Below are 5,888 nucleotides of genomic sequence, written 5' to 3'. Positions count from 1 at the left end.
GGTTTGGTGGCTTCGGTCTTTCTTATGTTTTTTTTGGGGGGTGGGGGTGTTTTTATCGGGGGTTGGCGTTTTTTTTGGGCCCCCTGCCGGTAGGGTCCACAACAACCTGACAACGCCTCGCCGTGAGCAGGCACTCGGCAGTGCGCTCCGGGGCAGTCCTCTTGAAGCTGAACTGTCCGCTTTGGGGCTCGCACAGTTACCCTGCTCCCCGGCGTGGTGATGGGGAGCAGGGTTCTGTTCCATCAGAACAGATCGAGGTCGGCCGCTTCCACAGCGCCGAGCAACCGACACTCCCCGGTCTCTGCGTTTACGGCCACGTAGCCGATTCCAATTGCCATATCGCGAGGGTCGCCGCTGCGAATAAAGGCAACCGACTGGCAATCGAACATAATTTCACTTCCTACGCGAGCATGTTCACCTTCCACGAGAGCCATCGGCATGGACTCGCTACTCACGGTCTTTTTCAAGAATTCCGCCGCCAGCCTGGAAGCCTCTTCTATGCTCAGCATCAATTCGTCCTTAGGAGTGAATAGTTTCTCCAGTTGAGCTTAGCCTGCCCCTGCTGGCCGTCCAAGAAAATCACATCTCCCTTGATGTTTACGACGTTGAAAACATGCGCATTGCGTCCTCGACCTCCATAGACAATCCCTCTCGCACCATCCCCGGCCCCCTTTATCTCCTTGACAATTCCAGATACGGTAGACGTCTGGAATGTTCGCCCATACAATTGCTCAATTGTCGCTGCTGATCCTGCCGTAAGACTCCCAGGGGCCACAGAAACTGTACCGTCACGCAGCAGGTGATCGACGGCCACTGCGCAGGCGCGGCAGTTAGTTTCGCCGCCTTGAGGATTGACCAGTGCTTTGAGTCGGGGAGTTATAGGGGTTTTATACGGGATACCACCGTATCCCAGGGTCACCCCTCCGCCACCCGGACCGAATCGCAGATTCCCAACTTGCTGCGGGCTGAACTTCCCACGTGCCCAGTTGAAGGCTGGACGGCGTTGTCAGGTTGTTGTGGACCCTGCCGGTAGGGTGATCTTCGGGTTCGCCTGTCGGGGTCGGGGAGGGACAGCGTGGAGACCGGAGCGGCGCCGTCGTACAAGGGGTTCCGGTTCCCGGCGGAGGTCATCGCGCATGCGGTGTGGCTGTACCACCGCTTCCCCCTCAGCTACCGCGAGGTCGAGGAATTGCTGCTCGCCCGCGGGATCACCGTCTCTCACGAGACGATCCGTCAGTGGTGCACGCACTTTGGACCTCGGTACGCGGCCGGGCTGCGTCGCCGTCGGCCGCAGGCCGGGGACAAATGGCACCTCGACGAGGTTTTCATCAAGATCAACGGGGTGCGGCACTACCTGTGGCGGGCCGTCGATCAGGACGGCGACGTCCTGGACATCCTCGTGCAGTCGAAGCGGGATGCGAAGGCCGCGAAGCGGTTCCTGGCCAAGCTCATGAAGAAGCAGCGCCGGGTACCGCGGGTGCTGGTGACCGACAAGCTCCGCTCCTACGGCGTCGCCCACCGCGAGCTGATGCGCTCGGTCGAGCACCGCTCCCATAAGGGCCTGAACAACCGGGCCGAGAACTCCCACCAGCCGACGAGGCAGCGCGAACGCGCGATGAAGTACTTCCGCTCACGCCGCGCCGCCCAGAAGTTCCTCGCTGCCTTCAGCCAGATCTCGCCCCACTTCCGACCCCGCCGACATCTGATGGCCGCGTCCGAGTACCGCGCCGAGATGACCGCCCGCTTCACCACCTGGGAGCAGATCACCGGCACCGCTGGCCTGCCCGCGGCAGCCTGACCGGCAGGCCTCCACCCGGCCCCACCACGCCCTCGACACCCCCACCCCGAACAAGTTGACAACGCCGTGCCGGGTGGTGCGGCGGCGTACGACGTCGGCGTAGGACTGGGAGGCGAAGCCGCGGACGACCAGGACCGGGATGCCGTTCTCGGCCAGCCAGCCGGTGAGGAGTTGCCGGAGGGTGTCCTTCTCCGCTGCGACGTATACCGGGTGCTGGCCCTCGGTGCGGTCGAGGGCGAACCAGGTGGCGGCCTCGAGCAGGAACGCGCCCGCATCCGGGCAGGCCGGCGGAACGTGGACCTCGCGCAAGGTGTCGATCAGGTCCGGGAAACGGCCCTCGCGGCGGGCCTGGGCGAGGTGGGAGGACTGGTGCTGGTACATCGACGGCGTGTGCGGCAGCATCCCCTCGGAAACGAGCCGGTTCATGACCTGGCGCAGCGTGACGCCGCCCTTGGAGCTCTGCTGGTCACAGTCATCAACGAATGGCTGTGACCAGCGCTTTCACAACGAGCCCTCCAGCGCTCCACCTCGCCGCCCTCCGGTGCTACACCTCCGCGCGGTCGTCCGCCCGGGGCGGGGCGGTCGGCAGGAGGAAGGCGGTCAGCCAGAGGAGAGCGGCGATTGCCAGGGACCCGGGAGCGGACGGGGCGTGGATCGACCAAGCCCACCACTCCGGGGTGTTGTCCGGCGCCACACCAAGCAGCAGGGTAGGACCGAAGGTGCCCAGCGGCAGCAGCCAGGCCAGGCCGCTGCCGAAGAACCGTGCGCTGATCCCGGCCAGGCCCAGATAGCCGACCGCGTTGCGGACCGAGGCAGCGGCTACGTCGGCGGGCAGCCCGAAGAGGATCGGCAGCGCGGAGAGGGCGGCCGCCATCACGGTGAGCGCGAGCAGGTGCAGGCGCCGGAAGAGGGCCATGGGCTGGGCGGCGGTGTGCTCCAGGTCGGCCATGGGAGAGTGGAGCGTAGTGCCCAGGACGACGGCGTGGGCCACCGGTGCGACCGCCGCCACCGGAATGCCGTAGTCGACCAGGTAGCGGAAGTCCGGGATCTCGACCCGCGTCCCGGCGAACACCGCGGTGGCCAGGGCCATCACCAGCGCACCAGCCGCCGCACGGGGCAGGTTGCGGCTGCGGGCGAAGGCGAGGACGGGGGTCACCGCGGCGGTACGGGGACGGGCCGGCACGCGCCGATGGCACCGGCGGCGGCGGACAGCCAGCGGTCCTGGTCGGCGGTCGGCGCGGCGAGGACCCGCTCCAGGGTTTTGGCGAAACGGTCCCCGTAGTACGGCGTGGGCATCTTGGCACGGGAGTTGACCACGGCCTCCACCAGGAAGGCATCGGGATAGCCGCCGGTATCCGGCAGGACGTGCGGCGCACACCCCTCCGGCCGCGGCGGGAGGGCGGCGCTCAGCATGGCCTCGGTCATCGTGGCCGAGTCCAGGACCGGCCGGTACACCGGGAGTTCCGCGCTGCCCGGGCCGACCAACCGTAGCCCGACCTGGCGGAAGTCGCGGCGGAACCCCGGCAGCGGGCCGACCGTGCGGTCGACGGCCCGGGCCGCCTCGCGCGCTTGGGGCAGCAGATGCCGGTCGTTTGGCCACAGGCAGGCGCGGACGTGGCCCTCTGTCACACACACCGGCTCGGCGGGCTGCTCGGCGCGTGCCGCCCAGAACGGCTCGGACACCGGGGCACGGAAGGCCAACAGCGCTCCGCCAGCCGCCACCGCCAACACAGCGGGTACGGCGACGAGCGGCCCCGGCGAGAGCGGCGCGCGCCGCACCAGCGCGGGCAGCGCCAACAGGGCAAGCGCTGCCGCGCCGCACCACAGGGCCGCGATCAGCAGACGGCCTGTGTGCGGCTGGAACATGGCGTCCCAGTGCTCGTCGAGTGCCGGGAACAGCCGTGCCAGGGGGACGCCCGGGAGGAAGGCGAAGAGAACGAACACCAGGTACCACAGCGCACCCATGGCCGGCGCGGTGATCCGGGACGGCAGCAGGGTGCCCGCGCAGACGCCCGCCGCGATCTGAAGCCCGGTCATCGCGGCGCCCAGCATCAGCGGGCTCCACACCGGCGCGGTGGCCTCGCTGACGGCCGCCGTACGCTGGAAGGCGACAGCGGTCATCACCGCGTATACCAGCAGCGACCACAGCCAGGCGGCCGCCCATAGCAGCACCGCCTGTGGCCAGCCGCCGCGGGGCGTGGTGTCGGTCCAGGCGTCTGCCCGCGTCCGCCGGGCGCGGCCCGCCGTCCACGCTGCGGCGGCGCTCATCAGCGAGCCCATCACGATTACGCCGAAGACCTGGACCTTGATGCTCGCCTGGTTCCACCAGCCGATCCAGTCGCTGGTCGCGGCGTCCGCGGAAAGCAGGTACCAGAGGCCGGCCACGCCCGACAGCAGCGCGACCTTGCCCGCCTCGCCGCGCCGCATCTCGGTGAACAGCACCCGCCTCATACCGGCGCCCCGTTCCGCTCCACCACGGCCAGGTAGCCGGCTTCCACCGCCGAGCCGTCCAGCGTCGCACCGTCGTGGCCGTCGGCCTGGGCACACAGCTCGGCGGCCGTCCCGGTGAACCGCATCCGGCCTTCCAGCAGGACGTGAATACGGTCGCAAACCTGTGCCACGTCCTCCGCCAGGTGCGTGCTCATCACCACTGCGGAACGCTCCCCGAGCGCCCGGATCAGGGTGCGGAAGCTGATCCGTTGCACCGGGTCGAGGCCCACCGTCGGCTCGTCCAGCAGGACCAGGGCCGGCCGGTTGACCACTGCCTGCGCGATCCCGGCCCGGCGCAGCATGCCGCCGGACAGGGCACCCATCCGCCGGTCCGCGTACCTCTCCAGCTCCACCAGGTTCAGCGCCTCGCGCACCCGCTCGGTCCGCTCCGCACGCGGCACCCGGCGCAGCCAGGCCGCGTACTCGGTGAACTCCCGGACGGTGTAGCGCGGGTAGTAGCCAAAGGACTGCGGCAGTACGCCGATACGCTCCCGCACCCCGCGCACTCCGGCGCGTCCGTGCACGGACGCGCCGAGCAGGCTTACCGTCCCCTGGTCCGGCTGCCGGGCGGTGCTCAGCAGCGAGAGCAGGGTGGTCTTGCCCGCGCCGTTCGGCCCGAGCAGGGCGGTGGTGCCGGGGTGGAACTCCGCGTGGGCGCCGTCGAGGGCGACCACGGTCTTGTATCGGACCGTGGCACCCTCGACGGTCGCGGTCGGCGCGCTGCCGGCTGCGGTGGTGTGACTTTCTACGGACACGGTTTCCTGTCAGTTCGTTCGGTTTCCGGTCTGCCTTCCGGCCTGTCCGGCCCGGCGCCCGGTCAGTTCTCCGCGGCCACGTAGCCGTTGGCACGGCTGCCGGGTATGCCGGACCACGTGGCCTTGGTGTAGTACTTGCCACCCGTGTTGGTGCCCTTGTACGAGCCGCAGCCGTACGCCTGAGAATAGGCCCGCGAGGTCGAGGCGATCTGCGGGTCGGGCAGGAATGACTTGTCCTCGTAGATGTAGGCGCTGAACGAGTTGGGCTGCGAGGCCGGGACGTCCCCGCACGGCTTGGCATGGCCGGAGCTCGGGCCGTTCCAGCGGTCGCTGTCCTCCGCGGAGCCGGACGTCGCGATGGAGAAGGGCAGACGGCTGCCGGAGATCTCGCCGGCGACGGCGGCGGTGGCAGGCAGTGCCAGTGCCGCCACGAGACCGACGGTCACTATTCGCTTCTTCGTGAGGAACACGTACATGACTCCTTGTTCGGTCTTCGGTTGATCGGGCCCAATGAACATAAGCGGCGATCACCGGGGCCAGAGTGAGGGGAGTCACACATGTGACGGAATGGCTGGAAGCGCCCTGCGGAACGGCCCATACCGCTCCTGTGGGGCGCGTTTCAGTAGCACCGGATGCGGCAGAGCGCCTCGGGCAGCCTGGCACAGCAGCACAGCAGCACAGCAGCACGGCGATGCGGCCTCCGGCCTGGAGGAAGTCGACCAGCTCGACCGGAGGGCACCAGCCGTCCGGCCGGCGCTGTCACGTTGTTGAGGGTGTGTATGCCTGACGGTGTGTCGGGTGTGGTGGGGTCGGGTTCCGGCTCGGTGCTCAGGCCGCGGCAGGCA

At 68.6% G+C, this 5,888-nt stretch carries 8 protein-coding genes; 2 read left to right on the top strand and 6 right to left on the bottom strand.

Annotated elements, in window-relative coordinates:
- Positions 1-242: 242 nt before the first annotated feature.
- Together ACFYXM_RS36785 and ACFYXM_RS36780 are read right to left on the bottom strand one after the other, a co-directional pair.
- Entirely contained in the window at positions 243-509 is a 267-nt protein-coding gene (locus ACFYXM_RS36785; RefSeq protein ID WP_389296177.1) for a hypothetical protein, read from the bottom strand.
- Positions 509-919 (bottom strand): toxin glutamine deamidase domain-containing protein, encoded by a 411-nt coding sequence (locus ACFYXM_RS36780; RefSeq protein ID WP_389296175.1) that lies wholly within the window; start codon positions 917-919, stop codon positions 509-511. The genes ACFYXM_RS36785 and ACFYXM_RS36780 overlap by 1 nt, the downstream gene beginning before the upstream one ends.
- 156 nt (positions 920-1,075) lie before the next feature.
- Between ACFYXM_RS36780 and ACFYXM_RS36775 the strand changes: the two genes are divergently transcribed.
- Both ACFYXM_RS36775 and ACFYXM_RS36770 read left to right on the top strand, forming a co-directional pair.
- Positions 1,076-1,798, top strand: a complete 723-nt coding sequence (locus ACFYXM_RS36775; RefSeq protein WP_389296174.1) for an IS6 family transposase — start codon at positions 1,076-1,078, stop codon at positions 1,796-1,798.
- Between the two features lie 210 nt (positions 1,799-2,008).
- Complete coding sequence (locus tag ACFYXM_RS36770) at positions 2,009-2,290, top strand: hypothetical protein (RefSeq protein WP_389296172.1); 282 nt, start codon at positions 2,009-2,011, stop codon at positions 2,288-2,290.
- A gap of 52 nt (positions 2,291-2,342) precedes the next feature.
- Here ACFYXM_RS36770 and ACFYXM_RS36765 read toward each other — a convergent pair whose 3' ends face one another.
- From ACFYXM_RS36765 to ACFYXM_RS36750, 4 genes are all read right to left on the bottom strand, one after another.
- Positions 2,343-2,981 carry a hypothetical protein gene (locus ACFYXM_RS36765; RefSeq protein ID WP_389296171.1) on the bottom strand — a complete coding sequence of 213 codons (639 nt, stop codon included), beginning with the start codon at positions 2,979-2,981 and terminating at the stop codon, positions 2,343-2,345.
- Positions 2,951-4,249, bottom strand: coding sequence for a hypothetical protein (locus ACFYXM_RS36760; protein WP_389296170.1), 1,299 nt, complete (start codon positions 4,247-4,249; stop codon positions 2,951-2,953). The genes ACFYXM_RS36765 and ACFYXM_RS36760 overlap by 31 nt, the downstream gene beginning before the upstream one ends.
- Complete coding sequence (locus ACFYXM_RS36755; protein WP_389296169.1) at positions 4,246-5,043, bottom strand: ATP-binding cassette domain-containing protein; 798 nt, start codon at positions 5,041-5,043, stop codon at positions 4,246-4,248. Before ACFYXM_RS36755 ends, ACFYXM_RS36760 begins: the two co-directional genes overlap by 4 nt.
- Positions 5,044-5,105: 62 nt before the next feature.
- On the bottom strand, positions 5,106-5,519 hold the full coding sequence (locus ACFYXM_RS36750) for a hypothetical protein (protein ID WP_389296168.1): 414 nt from the start codon (positions 5,517-5,519) through the stop codon (positions 5,106-5,108).
- Between the last annotated feature and the right edge of the window lie 369 nt (positions 5,520-5,888).

The sequence above is a fragment of the Streptomyces sp. NPDC002476 genome (genome assembly GCF_042889785.1).
GTDB lineage: Bacteria > Actinomycetota > Actinomycetes > Streptomycetales > Streptomycetaceae > Streptomyces.
The sequence above is the reverse complement of the archived record's forward strand: the minus strand, read 5'-3'. Positions and strand labels throughout refer to the sequence as shown.